A 15,130-nucleotide genomic window follows, 5' to 3' on the forward strand; every position below is an offset into this window, starting at 1 on the left:
GCAGCGGCGGGCCGGCCGCCGGCCCGGTCACGACGGCGCCCGGGCGACCAGGACGCAGGCGTCGTCCCGACGCAGCCCAGCATCGCGCAGCAGGGTCGCGGCCATCACGAGCGGGCCGCTGGCGACCAGTCCGGGATAGTCGTCGAGCTGCCAACGGTCCACCACACCGTCGCTGTGCATCACCAGCGACGCCCCGGTCGGGAAGGGATATTCGTACTCCCGGACGACGGGTCGCTGGTGGCCGGCGATCCCGGGCAGGGAGACCAGCCCCCGCCGCCGTTCACCCTCGGCCACCACGGACGCGGAGATGTTGCCCAGCCCGGCGAACCGCAGCAGCCCCGCGTCCGGTGCCAGCTCGGCGACGGCCAGCGCCGCGCCCCGGGTGTGCGACATCGCCCGGTGCAGGTGCTGCACCACCGCCGCCGGCGACCCGGCCGGGGCGGCCCGGAACGCGGCCAGCGCCGCGTCGGTGGCCGCCGCCGCCAGCGGCCCGTGGCCGAGACCGTCACAGGTCAGCACCTGGTGCCGTCCCTCGGCGATCCGGACGGCGTACCCGTCGCCGCTGACCGACTCGCCGGTGAGCGGTCGGGTGAGCCCGCCGGCCCAGGACAGCGCCGGGAGGGGCCCCCGCGGCCAGACCTGCACGGCCAGGACGGTGCCCCTGCCGGGCCGGGAGTAGCCGTCGAACCAGTCGGTCTGCCGCAGGATGGCGCCGAGGCCGATGCCGAGCGTCCCGGCGGTGGAGTGCCCGTCCCGGGAGGACATGGTCAGGTCGGCCATGCCGGGCCCGGAGTCGATGGCGACCAGCTCGACACCGGCCTGTCCGCCCCGGCGCACCGGGCGCAGCAGCAGCACCCCGTCCTCGGCGTGCTTCACCAGGTTGCTGGTCAGCTCGGCGGCGACGATCGCCAGCTCGGCCGTGCGGACCGCACCGATTTCGAGCTGCTGGCCCAACCGCTCGGCGGCCCGCCGGACCGCGCTGGCCGCGCTGCCGCTCTCCACCCGGAACCACAGGCCGTGGTCGGACACGGCGTCGGCGGTCATCGGGACCACTTGATGACCGTGATCCGGGTCCCCTGGCCCGACCCGGTCACGATGTCGAACTCGTCGACCAGCCGTCGGGCGCCGCTGAGGCCGAGTCCGAGGCCGCCGCCGGTGGTGTAGCCGTCGGTGAGGGCGAGGTCCAGGTCGACGATGCCGGGGCCGTCGTCGGCGAAGACGATCCGGATGCCGCGCCGCCGGCCGTTGTCCACGGTGGTCACCTCGGCGACGCCGCCCCCGCCGTAGACCAGGGTGTTGCGCGCCAACTCGCTGGCCGCGGTGACCAGCTTGGTCTGGTCGACCAGGGAGAGCCGGGCCGCCACCGCCACCGTCCGTACCAGTTGGCGGACCCGCACCACGTCCTCGTCGCTCTGGATCGCCTGCGCCTGCGGGTGGCCCAGGTCGATGCCGGCGGTCATCTCGTGGCCGTCGTCTCGTCGTCCGGCTCGTCCTCGGCGGAGTAGTCGTAGTCGTCGGCCTGCGCTGCCGCGATCAGCTCCATGCCCCGCTCGACGTTCAGCGCGGTACGGATGCCGTTCAGCGACAGGCCCAGCTCGACCAGGGTGATGGCGACGGCGGGACGCATCCCGACCACCACCGTCTCGGCGTCGAGCACCCTGGAGATCGAGGCGATGGTGGACAGCATCCGGCCGACGAACGAGTCGACGATGTCCAGCGCCGTGATGTCGATGATCACGCCGTGGCAGCCGGTGGCGACGATCCGCTCGGCCAGGTCCTCCTGGAGCTGGACCGCCGTCTGGTCGGACATGTCGACCTGGATCGACACGAGCAGGATGTCGCCGATCTTCAGGACCGGCACCCGCTCCATCAGGACTCCCGGCGCGGCTGCCGGCGGGCGGTCTCCGCCCCGGTCAGCCGCAGCACGTGGCGCAGCGCGTCGGCCAGGCTGGCCTTGGTGGCGATGTCGCCGAACTCGATGCCGAGCGCGACGATGGTCTGGGCGATCTGCGGGCGGATGCCGGAGATGATGCAGTCGGCGCCCATCAGCCGGGCGGCCACCACCGTCTTGAGGATGTGCTGGGCGACCTGGGTGTCCACCGCCGGCACGCCGGTGATGTCGATGATCGCGTACGGCGAGCTGGTGTCGACCAGGGTCTGGAGCAGCCGCTCCATCACCACCTGGGCCCGGGCCGAGTCGAGCGTGCCGACCAGCGGCACGGCCACCACGCCCTCCCAGATCTTGACGACCGGGGTGGAGAGTTCGAGGAGCTGCTCGGCCTGGTCCGCGATCAGGCCCTCCCGGGTACGGACGAAGCTCTCGAAGGTGAACAGCCCCATCTGGTCGACCAGCGAGGAGAAGGCCACATAGTCGCGGAGGGCGGTGTCCGCGTCGGACTCCAGCAGCTCCAGCAGGACGTCCTTGAGGCCGTACACGCTGACCGCCGTCTCGGTGGCGGTGAAGCCCTGCCGGGCCCGGCCCCTGGACAGCTCGGCGAGCACGGCGCGCAGCTCGCCGGCCGACTCCGACTCAAGATCGAACGAGCCGCCCCGCCCCGCTTCCACCATGCTACGGTGCAGGTCCTGCACCTGGCGGCGCAGCTCGGCCTGGCTGAGTCGGCCGCGCAGCGACGCGGTGGCGACCTCCGTCCAGCGCTGTACGACCCGCTCGGCGTGCTCGCTCAGCAGACCGGTCAGCCGACCGTTTTCCTCCGCGCTCAACGCCACGGCATCCTCCCTCTGGCCTGGACCGGCCGGACTCTACCACCGGGTACACAGCAACTAGTTGTCACGGGACAAAGAAATGGTGGCGGACACGGCCGCCGCTCCCGTTCAGCGGAAAACCCCGAACGTGGGATACCGTTCCACCCGATAACAGGAGGTCCGAATGTCCCTGACGGTGCACACGGAACAGCGCGGCGACCTCGTCGTCGTCTCGGTCGCGGGCGAGCTGGACATGGCGACGGCACCGCAGCTCCAGGACCAGATCACGGACCTGCTCGACAAGGGTCGCAGCCGCCTCGTCTTCGACCTGGCCGACGTCTCGTTCTGCGACTCGACCGGGCTGTCCGTGTTCGTGCGCGCCAAGAACAGCTGCGACGAGGCCGGCGGCGTGGTCCGGCTGGCCGCCCCGCAACGCGGCGTACTGCGCATCCTTGAGGTCAGCGGGCTGGTCGAGGTGCTGCACACCTACCCGACGGTCGAGCAGGCCGTCGCGGGCGACCCCACGCCGGCCACCTCCTGACCGACCCTTCAGCGCTCGTCCTCGATGAACCGGGGACGAGCGATCGCCAGTCCCGCGACCGTCTGCACGGCCAGGGCGGCGAGCAGGAACCCGATCGGCGCGGTCCACCCCCCGGTCGCCTCGTAGAGGATGCCGACCAGCAGCGGGCCGAGCGCGGCGATCACGTACCCGGTGCTCTGCGCGAAGGCGGACAGCGCCACCGTCCCCTCGGCCGTGCGGGCGCGCAGCCCGATGGTGGTGAGGATCAGCGGGAAAGCGCCCTGACCGAGGGCGAGCAGGGCCACCCAGAGCAGCGCGGCGTCGTGCGGCGCGAACGCCAGCCCCAGGTAGGCCGCCGTGGAGAAGCCGGTCAGCCCGAGCACCAGCGGGCGCAGCGTCCGCAGCCGACCGGCCAGCGCCGGCATCAGCAGCGCCACCGGCACGCCGAGCGCGGTCACCCCGGCCAGCAGCAGCCCGGCCGCCTCCGGCGCGAAGTCGGCGTCCCGGAAGAGCTGGGCCAGCCAGCCCATGATCGCGTACCCGCTCAGCGACTGGGCACCGAAGTAGACCGCCATCGCCCAGCCGAGCCGGGTCCGCGCCGGCCGGACCCGGGCCGGCGCGGCGGCGGCCACCGCCGGGGTCCCGGCCCGGCGCGCGGCGCGGGCCCGCAGCGCCAGCGGCACCCACGGGAGTACGGCCACCGCGGCCAGCCCGGCCCAGACGCCGAGCCCGGCCCGCCAGGAGCCGAAGGCGTGCGCGACCGGCACGGCCGACGCGGCGGCCACCGTCGTGCCCGCCGTCAACGCCATCGTGTACGCCCCGGTGACCAGCCCGGTGCGGTGCGGGAAGTGCTGTTTGACCAGCATGGGCAGCAGGATGTTCGCCACCGCGATGCCGGCCAGCGCGAGCGCGCTGGTGACCACGAAGACCAGCGCCGAGTCGGTGACCACCCGCAGCACCTGCCCGACGGCCAGGGACGCCATGGCGACCACCAGCACCCGGGCCGGGGCGAACCGACGGACCAGCCACGGGGTCAGCGCGCCGAGCCCGGCGAACGCGATGGTCGGCAGGGTGGTGACGAACCCGGCGGTCGCCCCGGAGAGCCCGAGGCCGGTGCGGACCTCGTCGAGCAGGGCGCCGAGGCTGGTCACGGCGGCGCGCAGGTTGACCGCGACCAGCAGCATGCCGACCAGCACCAGCAGCCCGCCGGTGACCGGCCGCTGCTCCCTCCGGACCGGCGCGGGTGCGGCACCGGGGGCCGGACCCGAGGTGGCGTCGGCGGCCGGGCCGGGCCGGTCCGTCCCGGTGACGGGGTCCGCGATGGCGGTCGGTGGCGGGGTCATGGCCTTCAACCTACAATCATGGGATGAATTTTGGTCCGGTGATGTAACCAGTGACACCGTCGGTGGATTCCGTGCCCGTGCCACCCCGCGGCCACCGGGTCCGGCAGACGATCGAGCAGCTCCGGTCCCGCATCCTCGGCGGCGAGTGGCCGGTCGGCGGGCGCATCCCGACCGAGCCCCAACTCGTCGCCGCGCTCGGGGTGGGGCGCAACACCGTCCGCGAGTCGGTCCGTGCCCTGGTGCACGCCGGGGTGCTGGAGTGCCGTCAGGGCTCCGGCACGTACGTGGTGTCGACCGACGAGCTGGCCCCGGTGGTGGCCCGCCGGCTCACCGACGACCGGACGACCGAGGTGGTCGAGGTGCGCCGAGCCTTCGAGGTGGAGGCCGCCCGGCTCGCCGCGCTGCGGCGTACCCCGGAGGACCTGGCCGCCCTCGACGACGCGCTCGCCGTCCGCGAGGCCGCCTGGCGCGCGGGCCGGGTCGGCGAGTTCGTCGAGGCGGACGCCGCGCTGCACACGGCGGTGGTGGCCGCCGCGCACAACGCCATGCTCGCCGAGCTGTACGCGTCGGTCGGCGCGGCGCTGCGCAGCACCGTCGCCCAGGCGATGGGTGACGAGCTGAAGCCCGAGCGGTACGTCGACCACGACCGGCTGGTCGCCGCGATCCGGGACGGCGACCCGGGGTTGGCAGCCCGCGAGGCCGGTGCTTTTCTGGAGCCCTCGCCGGGGGGAACAGCTTGCCCCGGACGGTAACCGGACATCACGGGAGTACGGATGCTCAAAGGCTTCAAAGACTTCATCATGCGCGGGAACGTCGTCGACCTCGCGGTCGGCGTCGTCATCGGCGCCGCGTTCACGGGCGTGGTCACCCAGCTCACCAAATCGTTCCTGGAGCCCCTGGTCAGGGTCTTCATCGTGTTGATCACCGGCAACAAGGACGGCCTCACCGGCTCGACCCCCATGTTTCGCGGCATCCCGTTCGACTGGGTGGCGTTCGTCAACGCGGCGATCACCTTCGCGCTGACCGCGGCGGCGCTGTACTTCCTGGTCGTCTACCCGATGAACAAGCTGGCCGAGCGGCGTAAGCGCGGCGAGGAGCCGCCGCCGGCCGCCCCCAGCGAGGAGGTCAAGCTGCTCACCGAGATCCGGGACGCGCTGGTCGCCGCCGGCCACGCCACCCCGGGCCAGCAGCGGGGCGCCCTGGACGACGTGCTCGGTCGCAGGCCGGAGCCGCCAGCCCCGCGCTGACTCACCGGCCGGCACACCGGCCCCCACGGGTGTTCCGTGGGGGCCGACTCGTGTCGTACACATGTTCGATAGAGTCCCGCCATGGAGCAGCGGAAGCACTGGTGGAACGGCAAGTGGGGGCGGCTGGCGCGGCGGGACGTCTTCCTCCGGGTGAACGGTGACCAGTGGCACGTCGAGCAGCGGGCCGGCGGCGCGGAGGGCGTCTCCCAGTTCTACGAGTACCCGAGCGTCGAGGAGGCGGAGGAGACCGTGCGGGCGCTTCTCGCCGGTGCCGACGACTGGCGCGAGTTGTCCCCCCGCCCGCCGGGCTCGTGGCAGCCGGCACCCGACGCCCGACCCTGAACGGGGCGGCGGCCCTGAACGGGGCGGCGCTGAACGGGGCGGCCGGGCCGTTTACGGGGGCGGCTCTGGGCGGGGCCGGCCCGGGCCGCCACGGTGCGTGTGGGGCCGGTGCCGCCACCGGGCTGAGCGGGGGGACGGCGTTTAGCCGGCGGCCGGTCCGGGAACCGCGCCAGGATGGAGCAGCAGGGCACCGATCAGCAGGCGACCATCTCCCGCGTCACCACCGGGATGCCGGTGGTCGACGTGACCGGGGCGGAGGTCGGCACCGTCGACCTCGTCCAGCGGGGCGATCCGAACGCGGTGACCGTGCAGGCGCCGGACGCGGACCCCGGCGGCAGCCTGGACGAGTTGATCGAGTCGGCGGCGGTCGAGGAGCCGGACGTGCCAGCCGACCTGGCCGCCCGCCTGCTGCGTACCGGCTACCTGAAGGTCTCCACCGAACTCGCCCCGACCGGCGCCGTCTACGTGCTGGCCGACCAGATCGCCGGCATCGCCGACGGCCGGATACGCCTCGAAGTCCCCGCCACGAGCCTGCCCCCGCAGGAGTGACCCCGGCCCAGCCCACGGGCCCTATGGTGGGCCGATGTACATCCTGATCGGGGAGCAGCAGGCCGAGGCGGTCGACGCGGACGAGCAACGGGCCCGGTTCGCGCACATGGCGGACGTGGTGCGGCGCAGCCCGGGATTCGTGCGCGGCTGGTGGGGGCTGGACGACACCGACCGGGAGGCCGCCCACGTGCTGGTCGCCCTCGACACCCTCGACCACGCCCGCGCGCTGCGCCGCATGGTCGAGGAGAACGTGGCAGGGGTCCGGCTGCGGATCATGGAGGTCGGCGTGTCCGCCGAGGCGGACTGATCCGCTCCACGGCGAGGCTGCCCTCCCAGGGCGGGTTGATCCACTTCAGGTCAATGACATGGCGGTGACCCGACGCCGGGATGCCCCCGTGTCACCGACATGGAGTTGATCTATTCGCCTGCCTGCCCCGCCGTCGGGGCGAAGCCGGCCGGGGCGACCGGCGGGACTGGCCCGACCGGCGGGCCGGGCTGGACCGAGACGGGCGGAGCCGGAGTGGCCGAGGCGGGCGGAGCCGGAGCGGCCGAGACAGACGGAGCCGGAGTGGCCGAAGCGGGCGGAGCCGAGTGGCGGCGGAAGAGGAGCAGCATCAGCCAGCCGGCGAGCAGCCCCCAGAACGCGCCGCCGACGCCGAGCAGGCTCACCCCGGAGGCGGTGACCACGAAGGTCACCACGGCGGCCTCCCGCGCCTGCGGGTCGGCGACCGCCGCCGACACCGCACCGGCCAGCGCGGCGAGCAGCGCGAGCCCGGCCACCGCCTCGATCAGCACTGGCGGGGAGAGCAGCACCAGAGCGGTGGCGACGCCCGCGCCGAGGCCGAGCAGGGCCATCCCCACCCCGGCGGTGACCGAGGCGACCCAGCGGCGCTCCGGGTCCGGATGGGCGTCCGGGCCGGCGGCCAGCGCGGCGGTGATCGCGGCCAGGTTGACCGCGTGCCCGCCGACCGGGGCGCCGAGGGCGCTGGCCAGGCCGGTGACGCGTAGCGCAGCGCCGAGCGGCGGCCGGTAGCCGTAGCCGCGCAGCACCGCCATCCCGGGGACGTTCTGCGCGGCCATGGTGACCAGGAAGAGCGGGAGCGCCAGCCCGACCACCGCCGGGACCGTCCACTCGGGCGCGGTGAGGGTGAACACCGGCTTGAGGCCGTGTGCGCCGATCCCGCCTGGGGTGGTCAGCGCGATGGCGACTGCGGCCACCACCAGCGCGGCGGGCACCGCCCAGCGGCGGGCGAACCGGTGCAGGACCAGCCAGGTGACGACCACCGGCGCGGCCAGCGCCGGGACCTCGACCAGGGCGCGGACCGGCGCGGTGCACAGCGGCAGGAGCACCCCGGCCAGCATCGCGCTGGCGATCGGGCCGGGGATGGCGGCCACCGCCCGGCCCAGCGCCGGAAAGAGCCCGGCAGCGACGATCAACACCCCGCACACGACGAACGCGCCGACCGCCGCCGGCCAGCCGCCGGGGACCGGACCGGTGGCCGCCAGCAGCGCCGCGCCGGGGGTGGACCAGGCGATCGCCATCGGCAGCCGGTGCCGCAGCCCCAGCCACACCGCGCAGACACCGGACGCGACGCTGACCGCGAGCAGCCCCGAGGCGGCCTGGCTCTCGTCGGCGCCGACGGCGCGCAGCCCGGCGAGCACCACGGTGAACGAGCTGGCGAAGCCCACGAGCGCGGTCACCAGCCCGGCGAGCACCGGTTGCAGCAGGCCGGCCACGTCTTCCCCCCTCGCCCGTTCCGTTTACGGAACGGAAGCGTGTAGCACGATAGCCGGATGGAGCTGCCAGCATCAACCCGGGGACGGGCCGCCGATCCGGGCACCGGCACGGTCGGCTGCCGGGTACGCGCCCTGCGCGAGGAGCGGGGGATGTCGCTGTCCACCCTGGCCCGGTTGGCCGGGGTCGGGAAGGCCACCCTCTCCGGCCTGGAGAACGGCACCCGCAACCCCACACTGGAGACGCTCTACGCGATCACCGCCCAGCTCGGGGTACCGCTGACCGCCGTGCTCTCCGGGCCGGCCGCGACCCCGACGGTCCGCGGCGCGGCGGTGAGCGCCACCCTGCTGGAGGTCTTCACCGAGGCCGACGCGACGTACGAGCTGTACCGGATGCGCGTCGCCCCCGGGCCCGGCCAGCTCTCGCCCGCGCACCAGCCGGGGGTCACGGAGCACGTCACCGTCTTCGCCGGGGTGCTCCGCGCCGGGCCGGCGGACGCCCCGCTGACGGCGACGGCTGGCGGCCACCTGCGCTGGACCTCGGACGTGCCGCACAGCTACGCGGCGGTCGGCGACGAGGAGGTGTGGGCGAGCCTCCTACTGCGCTACCCCCGCCACTGACCGCCAACCCCGCCGCCCCGCGCCCCCCGCACCCCCGCCACTCCGCCGCCTCGCCGCGGCCGGGCCAGGGCAGCGGCCGGGCCGGGCAGCGGTCAGCCCGGTCGGGCCGGGAGCCGGTGCTGGACGGCCCAGAGCGCGGCCTCGGTACGCGACGCCGACCCGGTCTTGCGGAGCAGGTTGGACACATGCACGGTCACTGTCCGAACCGAGATGCCGAGCACCCGGGCGGCCTGCTTGTTGGACATGCCCGCGACCAGGCAGGCGAGCACCTCGACCTCCCGACCGGTCAGCTCGGCGTCGGGCGGAAGCAGGTCGGCCGGGAACAGGGCAGCAGTCGGGTACGCCGCGTCGGGCGGGGGCACGGCGCGCGGCGCGGGGGTGCGTGGGTGCTCCGGCAGCGGCCGGCGCAGCAGGGCGTCCGGCCCCTGGCCGGAGTGCGCGGCGAGCAGTTCGGTCAGCACGTACGGGTTGCCGCCGGTGCGCCGCCACACCGCGGTCGCCAGCCGGCGGGACGGGTGCGTCCCCTCGTACACCTGGGTCAGCACCTCGGCGACCTCGGCCGGGCCGAGCGGGCCGAGGTGCTGGCGGACTGCGCCGCGTACCCCGCAGAACCGGGACAGGGCGCGGGCGGCGAGGTCCGGCGCGACCGCGTCCGCCGCGGGCCGGCTCGCCACCAGCAGCAGCGCCGGCAGGTCGGGCGCGGTGGCCAGCTCGCCGACCAGGTTCAGGCTGGCCGGGTCGAGGGCGTGCAGGTCCTCCACCACCAGCACCGCCGGGCCGGCGCCGACCAGCAGCCGGACCGTGCGCACGGCCAGCCGCAACAGCGTGCCCGGCGCGTACCGTTCGCGTGGGGCGGTGGGCTGCTGGGCGAGCCAGGCGAGCGCGTCGGGCGGCAGGTCGAGCCGGCTGGTGTCCCGCCCGCTGAGGACCGCGGCGAGCCAGTCGTACGGCGCCGGGCTGTGCACCCGCGCGGCCCCGCTGAGCACCACCGCCGGACGCGGGGCGAAGCCGTCCAGGGCCGCCGCCACCAGCAGGCTCTTGCCGACGCCCGCCGCGCCGGTGAGCACCGCGACGGCGGGGCCGGGCCGGCCACGGAGCGCCAGCGTGGACCACGCCCGGTCGAGCTCGGCAAGCTCACCGGCGCGTCCGACCATGGAGACCGGCATCATTCTTTTCACCCTACGCAGTAGTGCGTAGAGACGACGGGAGGGTCTTCTTGGCAAGCTTGTCGTATGACGCTGATCCTCCGCTCGGCCATCCTCAACGACGTCGGCCTGGTCCGGACCAACAACGAGGATTCCGCCCTCGCCGGTGACCGTCTGGTCGCGGTCGCCGACGGCATGGGCGGCCTGCCCGCCGGTGAGGTGGCGAGCGAGATCGTCATCCGGATCCTCGACGAGCTGAACCCGCCGACCACCACCGAGGGGGCCGCCGACGCGCTGCGGTCCGTGGTGAGCACCGCCAACCGGCGCATCCGGGCCGCCATCTCCGTCGACCCGGCCCGCGAGGGCATGGGCACCACCCTCACGGCCGGCCTGCTCGCCGGGGACGTCCTGGTCCTCGCCCAGGTCGGGGACTCCCGCTGCTACCTGCTGCGGAACAACGAGCTGGCCCAGCTCACCCGGGACGACACCTTCGTCCAGTCGCTGGTCGACCAGGGTGCGCTCTCCCCGGAGCAGGCCCGGCACCACCCGCAGCGGTCGCTGGTGACCCGGGCCGTGCAGGGCGTGGACGCTCCCCCGGCGGTCGGCACGCTCACCGTCTTCGCCGGCGACCGGCTGCTGCTGTGCAGCGACGGCCTGTCGGACTACGTGGACGACACGTCGATCGCCGCCGCCCTGGCCATGTACGGCGACCGCCAGCAGTGCGGCGAGCAGCTCGTGAAGCTCGCCCACCAGGCGGGCGCCCCGGACAACGTCACCGTCGTCGTCTCCGACGTCACCGCGGCCTGACCGGCTGACCCTGCGCGCGGGAGCGGGGCGGCCAGCCAGCCCGGCGAATGTGGTTGCGCCGGGCCGGCGGGGCGGGTTGGGATGGGGGATGAGCATCCGGCGGGTGACCAACTCCGAGCGCCTGACCACCTCGTTCCCGCTCCAGGCGTATGCCTTCGAGGCGTCACCGAAGCGACCCGAGCGGGCCGAGGCGTTCGGCCGCTATCTGCCGTACGGCGAGGCCAACCGCACCCTGGTCGTCGAGGAGGGCGGCGAGACCCTCGCCGTGGTCTCCGCCATCCCGATGCGACAGAACCTGCGCGGGGCGGTGCTGCCGATGGCCGGCGTCGCCGGGGTGGCCACCCATCCGCTGGCCCGCCGGCGCGGGCACGTCCGGGCCCTGCTGCACCAACTGCTCGACGAGATGCGCGACGAGGGGCACCTGGTGAGCGCGTTGTACCCGTTCCGCGCCTCGTTCTACGAGCGGTTCGGCTACGTCGGGCTGCCCCGGGCCCGCACGGTCACCTTCACGCCGGCCGACCTCGCCCCGCTGCTCCGCGCCGACCTGCCCGGCGAGCTGAGCTGGGAGCGGACCGGCACCGGATACGCCGGTCACCGCGCCTTCACCGAGCGCTTGCTGGCCGAGCGGCACGGCTTCGCGCTCTTCCCCGACACCCGGGCGGCGTGGCTGCGCGACGACGACGACCGCTGGCTGGTCACCGCCCGGGTCGACGGCGCGACGGTCGGCGTGCTGACGTACCGGATCGACGACCACGGCGGCGAGCTGACCGGCGACGACCTGCTGGTCGCCGACCCGTACGCCCGGGCGCTGATCCTGGCGTTCCTGGCCCGGCACGTCGACCAGGTCGGCCGGGTGCGGCTGCGGGTGGCCGCCGACGAACTGCCCGAGCTGTGGCTCACCGACCTGGCGGTGCACGTCGAGGCCCGGGTCGCCCGGCCCGGGTCGGCGGCGCCGATGGCCCGGCTGCTCTCGCTGGACGCGCTGGCCGGCCTCCCCGCCGGGCCCGGCCGGGCCCGGGTCGCGCTGACCGGGGACCGCTGGCTGGGCGGCAGCCACCTGCTGGACGGGACCACCGGCCGGCTTGAGTTGGTGTCCGACGCCGCCACCGGCACCACGCCGACCGCGACGCTCACCGCGGCCGGGCTCTCCGCCCTGGTGTACGGGGTGCTGGACCCGGCGGAGGTGGACGTCCGCGGCCTCGGCCAGGTGCCGGCCGACGCCGCCGCCGAGCTGCGTCGCCTCTTCCCCCGCCGGCTGCCCTACCTGTACGCGGACTTCTGACCCTGTTTTCGCCGCCCGGTGGCCGGGTACCGTCCCACGGATGCCGGAGTGGTTGCAGGCGGGCGGCTGGGGTCTGCTGGCCGGGTCGGCCCTGCTGGTCGGGGCGGCGCTGGGCTGGTTCCTGCCGGTCCCGCGACGGGTCATCGCGTCCGTCATGGCCTTCGGGGCGGGGGTGCTGCTCTCCGCGGTCTCCTTCGAGCTGGTCGCCGAGGCGCACGAGCAGGGCGGGCTGCTGCCGACGGCGTTCGGGGCGGCGGTCGGTGCGCTGGCGTACACCGGGGCGAACGTCCTGCTGGCCCGGCGCGGCGCGCGGCACCGCAAGCGCTCCGGCGACCGGCAGCCCTCGGAGGGGGAGCAGCCGGGGTCCGGCTCGGCGATCGCGGTGGGGGCGCTGCTCGACGGCATCCCCGAGTCGGTGGTGATCGGCGCGAGTCTGCTCACCGGCGGCGCGGTCAGCGTGGTCACGGTGATCGCGGTGTTCCTCAGCAACGTCCCGGAGGGGCTGTCCAGCGCGGCGGGGATGCGTCGGGCCGGCCGCACCCGCCGGTACGTCTTCCTCCTGTGGGCCGGGATCGCCCTGGTGAGCGGCCTCGCGGCGCTGGCCGGGCACACCCTGCTGGGTGGTGCGCCGCCGGAGGTGCTCGCCTCGATCACCGCGCTGGCGGCCGGCGCGATCCTCGCCATGATCACCGACACCATGGTTCCCGAGGCGTTCGAGGACGCCCACCTGCTGGTCGGCATGATCACGGTGCTGGGCTTCCTGGTGGCCTTCGCCCTGTCCCACGCCTGATCCGGGTGCCGGACCCGGCGGATTCGCCCCGGGCCCGCTTGATCAACTCCGGGTACGGCACACTGCGGCCTCCCTGTCTTGGGATGCCCCGATGTACCGCATCTGGAGTCGATCACGGTGCGGACCCCGGCCAGCACGGAAGCCGGAATACACTGCCGGCTCCACCGGATCCGGGGGCACATCATCACCCCGAGCTACCGGGGCAACCTCACGTCCCTTGAGGTTGTCCGTAACGAGGTCTGGGGGCAGCCGGGTACTGCTCGTCGGCCCGGCTTCCTAGCGTCTACCGCATGCGGCTGTTACTCGACTCGGAGCGCCGGCTCCTTCTTCCCCTCCGGCTCGTTGTCTACGTGGTGACGGTCCTCGCCGCTGCGGCGGTGGTGACCTTCGGGATCGTCGGTTCCGGCGCCGCGACGTCGATTGTGGTCCTGGCGACGCTTGCCGTGTTCGTCACCACGATGCTCGTCACGTATCTCTTCCGCCGGTATCTCGATCGGCGTCCGTGGCACGACATTGGGATCGCGCGGCCCGGACGAGGTGAGCTGATCGGTCTTGCCGCCGGGTTCGTCGTCGGGGTCGCGGCCATCGCTGTCTGGTTCGGCATCGAGGTGGCCGCCGGCTGGGCGGAGGTCACCGGCTGGTCAGTGACCGCTCGGGGCGCATCCTCCGCCGCCCTCACCGTCGTCGTCGGAGTTGTGCTGGTGCTGAGGTCCTGAGCTCCTTCGAAGGCTTGAGTCCAGTGCAGGAACGGACTCGGCAAGATCCGCTACAACCACCACATGTGGTCGCCCGCTGGAGCCCGGCCGCATCCGACGCACCGTCACTGGAGCAACCAACACGAATGCGTCAAAACATAGATGGAACGCTATATTTTCTGGTCAGGAGCTAGAAGCTGTGGGCCGCCTGGGACTCGAACCCAGAACCTAAGGATTAAAAGTCCTCAGCTCTGCCATTGAGCTAACGGCCCGCCGTACCAGGCTACCGGAACCCTGCACCTGGGAGAGGGCGGGAGTGTTTCCGCTGTCGGGTCAGGCCGGTGCGGATGGCGGAGGCCACGGTGTGGCAGCGGCTGGGCAGGCGCAGGCGGATGGTCACGCCGTGCCGGAGACGATCCGGACAGAAGCGACTGAACGAACGGCCGGCTGAGAACGACGAGCATCCGTCACCCCACGACAACCGGCCGGTCACCGGGATGCACGATAGTTCGGGCCATGGCCCGCAAAGCGCAAGACTCGGCATCCGCACTCGCCGCACTGCTCGCGACCGATCGGGTGGAGCTCGCTACAGAGTTTCTCGCATACTCGTTCACGGCCATCCTCGACGACGCCTTCCCGCGGCGCGCCGAGAGCGAACTGGGCGGCATGTTCGCCGAGTTCGCCCAGGTGCGCCTGAACAAGTGGCTCTGGCGTCCGACCCAGGAGCCGGACGCCACCGTGTTCCGGCTACTGCTGGAGGTCGTCCTGCTGTGGGAACGCGCCGATCTGGCCGCACGTGCGCGCTCGGAGCCGGTGGAAGTGGCCTTGCTGATGCCGGGGGAAGCCCTGCTGCGCACGGAGGATCCGCGGGCGGCGGTGCGGAGCGCGCTTCGATCGGTGCGCCGCTGACCGTCGGGTTGCACGACGCGCGCGCCAGCTTGGGCGGCCTCTGCGGTGCGGCAGCCTCAGGCGATCCTGGCCGCAGCGCGCGACCTTGTCGCCGAGCTCGGGTATCCCCGAACGTCGATCGAGGCGATCGCGCGCCGGGCCGGCGTCGGCAAGCAGACGACCTACCGCTGGTGGCCGTCGAAGGGCGCGGTGGTGCCCGACGCGGTACGCGCGCTGAGCGAGGACGAGGCCGGCGCCATCATCCTGCCCGACACCGGCGACCTGGAGGCCGACCTGACGACGGTGTTGCGGGCCACCGCCGTCGAGTTTCTGCGACCCGGCGCTGTCGGCCCTGCTCCACGCCCTGTACGCCGCGATCGCCGTCGACCCGGGCCGGCCACGTTCTACCAGGAGAAGGTCGACCGCCCGCTCACCGAGGCCAAGCTCGCCCGGCTGGCGGCCCG

The 15,130-nt window shown here is 73.9% G+C and carries 19 protein-coding genes, 1 tRNA gene and 1 pseudogene; 13 read left to right on the plus strand and 8 right to left on the minus strand.

What is annotated here, in order from left to right; translation table 11 throughout:
* Nucleotides 1-27 precede the first annotated feature (27 nt).
* Genes C5N14_RS10465 through C5N14_RS10480 form a run of 4 tightly spaced genes read right to left on the minus strand, consistent with a single transcriptional unit; the run spans nucleotide 28 to nucleotide 2,727 of the window.
* Nucleotides 28-1,044: a SpoIIE family protein phosphatase gene (locus tag C5N14_RS10465; RefSeq protein ID WP_117668007.1), complete on the minus strand. Its 1,017-nt coding sequence runs from the start codon at nucleotides 1,042-1,044 to the stop codon at nucleotides 28-30.
* Nucleotides 1,041-1,460 (minus strand): ATP-binding protein, encoded by a 420-nt coding sequence (locus C5N14_RS10470; RefSeq protein ID WP_117667890.1) that lies wholly within the window; start codon nucleotides 1,458-1,460, stop codon nucleotides 1,041-1,043. Before C5N14_RS10470 ends, C5N14_RS10465 begins: the two co-directional genes overlap by 4 nt.
* Nucleotides 1,457-1,870, minus strand: a complete 414-nt coding sequence (locus C5N14_RS10475) for an STAS domain-containing protein (RefSeq protein WP_117667891.1) — start codon at nucleotides 1,868-1,870, stop codon at nucleotides 1,457-1,459. Before C5N14_RS10475 ends, C5N14_RS10470 begins: the two co-directional genes overlap by 4 nt.
* The gene (locus C5N14_RS10480) at nucleotides 1,870-2,727 is read right to left on the minus strand and encodes an STAS domain-containing protein (RefSeq protein ID WP_117667892.1); all 858 of its coding nucleotides are present in this window, start codon (nucleotides 2,725-2,727) and stop codon (nucleotides 1,870-1,872) included. Before C5N14_RS10480 ends, C5N14_RS10475 begins: the two co-directional genes overlap by 1 nt.
* A gap of 160 nt (nucleotides 2,728-2,887) precedes the next feature.
* Between C5N14_RS10480 and C5N14_RS10485 the strand changes: the two genes are divergently transcribed.
* The gene (locus C5N14_RS10485; protein WP_117667893.1) at nucleotides 2,888-3,244 is read left to right on the plus strand and encodes an STAS domain-containing protein; all 357 of its coding nucleotides are present in this window, start codon (nucleotides 2,888-2,890) and stop codon (nucleotides 3,242-3,244) included.
* 8 nt (nucleotides 3,245-3,252) lie between these two features.
* On the opposite strand, the gene C5N14_RS10490 is transcribed toward C5N14_RS10485, so the two are convergent.
* Nucleotides 3,253-4,566: an MFS transporter gene (locus tag C5N14_RS10490; protein ID WP_117667894.1), complete on the minus strand. Its 1,314-nt coding sequence runs from the start codon at nucleotides 4,564-4,566 to the stop codon at nucleotides 3,253-3,255.
* Between the two features lie 50 nt (nucleotides 4,567-4,616).
* Between C5N14_RS10490 and C5N14_RS10495 the strand changes: the two genes are divergently transcribed.
* From C5N14_RS10495 to C5N14_RS10515, 5 genes are all read left to right on the plus strand, one after another.
* Nucleotides 4,617-5,318: a FadR/GntR family transcriptional regulator gene (locus tag C5N14_RS10495; RefSeq protein ID WP_117667895.1), complete on the plus strand. Its 702-nt coding sequence runs from the start codon at nucleotides 4,617-4,619 to the stop codon at nucleotides 5,316-5,318.
* A 21-nt stretch (nucleotides 5,319-5,339) separates the two neighbouring features.
* Nucleotides 5,340-5,813: a large conductance mechanosensitive channel protein MscL gene (mscL, locus tag C5N14_RS10500; RefSeq protein WP_117667896.1), complete on the plus strand. Its 474-nt coding sequence runs from the start codon at nucleotides 5,340-5,342 to the stop codon at nucleotides 5,811-5,813.
* An 81-nt stretch (nucleotides 5,814-5,894) separates the two neighbouring features.
* Complete coding sequence (locus C5N14_RS10505) at nucleotides 5,895-6,155, plus strand: hypothetical protein (RefSeq protein ID WP_117667897.1); 261 nt, start codon at nucleotides 5,895-5,897, stop codon at nucleotides 6,153-6,155.
* Between the two features lie 174 nt (nucleotides 6,156-6,329).
* The gene (locus tag C5N14_RS10510) at nucleotides 6,330-6,704 is read left to right on the plus strand and encodes a hypothetical protein (RefSeq protein ID WP_117667898.1); all 375 of its coding nucleotides are present in this window, start codon (nucleotides 6,330-6,332) and stop codon (nucleotides 6,702-6,704) included.
* Between the two features lie 34 nt (nucleotides 6,705-6,738).
* Nucleotides 6,739-7,011: a hypothetical protein gene (locus C5N14_RS10515; RefSeq protein WP_117667899.1), complete on the plus strand. Its 273-nt coding sequence runs from the start codon at nucleotides 6,739-6,741 to the stop codon at nucleotides 7,009-7,011.
* 110 nt (nucleotides 7,012-7,121) lie between these two features.
* Here the strand turns inward: C5N14_RS10515 and C5N14_RS10520 are convergent, their stop codons facing one another.
* Nucleotides 7,122-8,441 (minus strand): benzoate/H(+) symporter BenE family transporter, encoded by a 1,320-nt coding sequence (locus C5N14_RS10520; protein WP_117667900.1) that lies wholly within the window; start codon nucleotides 8,439-8,441, stop codon nucleotides 7,122-7,124.
* 57 nt (nucleotides 8,442-8,498) lie between these two features.
* Here C5N14_RS10520 and C5N14_RS10525 point away from each other — a divergent pair, with 57 nt between their 5' ends.
* Nucleotides 8,499-9,059 (plus strand): helix-turn-helix domain-containing protein, encoded by a 561-nt coding sequence (locus tag C5N14_RS10525; protein WP_117667901.1) that lies wholly within the window; start codon nucleotides 8,499-8,501, stop codon nucleotides 9,057-9,059.
* Nucleotides 9,060-9,151: 92 nt separating this feature from the next.
* On the opposite strand, the gene C5N14_RS10530 is transcribed toward C5N14_RS10525, so the two are convergent.
* Nucleotides 9,152-10,225 carry a LuxR C-terminal-related transcriptional regulator gene (locus C5N14_RS10530; RefSeq protein WP_371685828.1) on the minus strand — a complete coding sequence of 358 codons (1,074 nt, stop codon included), beginning with the start codon at nucleotides 10,223-10,225 and terminating at the stop codon, nucleotides 9,152-9,154.
* 66 nt (nucleotides 10,226-10,291) lie between these two features.
* Here C5N14_RS10530 and C5N14_RS10535 point away from each other — a divergent pair, with 66 nt between their 5' ends.
* The 4 genes from C5N14_RS10535 to C5N14_RS10550 all read left to right on the plus strand — a co-directional run bounded on the left by C5N14_RS10535 (nucleotide 10,292) and on the right by C5N14_RS10550 (nucleotide 13,799).
* The gene (locus C5N14_RS10535) at nucleotides 10,292-11,011 is read left to right on the plus strand and encodes a PP2C family serine/threonine-protein phosphatase (RefSeq protein ID WP_117667903.1); all 720 of its coding nucleotides are present in this window, start codon (nucleotides 10,292-10,294) and stop codon (nucleotides 11,009-11,011) included.
* Nucleotides 11,012-11,099: 88 nt separating this feature from the next.
* Nucleotides 11,100-12,293, plus strand: coding sequence for an enhanced intracellular survival protein Eis (eis, locus tag C5N14_RS10540; RefSeq protein WP_117667904.1), 1,194 nt, complete (start codon nucleotides 11,100-11,102; stop codon nucleotides 12,291-12,293).
* Nucleotides 12,294-12,333: 40 nt separating this feature from the next.
* Entirely contained in the window at nucleotides 12,334-13,083 is a 750-nt protein-coding gene (locus C5N14_RS10545; RefSeq protein ID WP_117667905.1) for a ZIP family metal transporter, read from the plus strand.
* A 290-nt stretch (nucleotides 13,084-13,373) separates the two neighbouring features.
* On the plus strand, nucleotides 13,374-13,799 hold the full coding sequence (locus C5N14_RS10550) for a hypothetical protein (protein ID WP_117667906.1): 426 nt from the start codon (nucleotides 13,374-13,376) through the stop codon (nucleotides 13,797-13,799).
* 179 nt (nucleotides 13,800-13,978) lie between these two features.
* Here the strand turns inward: C5N14_RS10550 and C5N14_RS10555 are convergent.
* Nucleotides 13,979-14,050, minus strand: a tRNA-Lys gene (locus C5N14_RS10555).
* A gap of 244 nt (nucleotides 14,051-14,294) precedes the next feature.
* Between C5N14_RS10555 and C5N14_RS10560 the strand changes: the two genes are divergently transcribed.
* Together C5N14_RS10560 and C5N14_RS33005 are read left to right on the plus strand one after the other, a co-directional pair.
* Nucleotides 14,295-14,687 (plus strand): hypothetical protein, encoded by a 393-nt coding sequence (locus C5N14_RS10560; protein ID WP_117667907.1) that lies wholly within the window; start codon nucleotides 14,295-14,297, stop codon nucleotides 14,685-14,687.
* A 45-nt stretch (nucleotides 14,688-14,732) separates the two neighbouring features.
* Nucleotides 14,733-14,870 (plus strand): annotated as a pseudogene (locus C5N14_RS33005) (helix-turn-helix domain-containing protein); the annotation flags it as partial.
* Nucleotides 14,871-15,130: the final 260 nt, after the last annotated feature.

This window comes from Micromonospora sp. MW-13, assembly GCF_003434305.1.
Taxonomy (GTDB): domain Bacteria; phylum Actinomycetota; class Actinomycetes; order Mycobacteriales; family Micromonosporaceae; genus Micromonospora.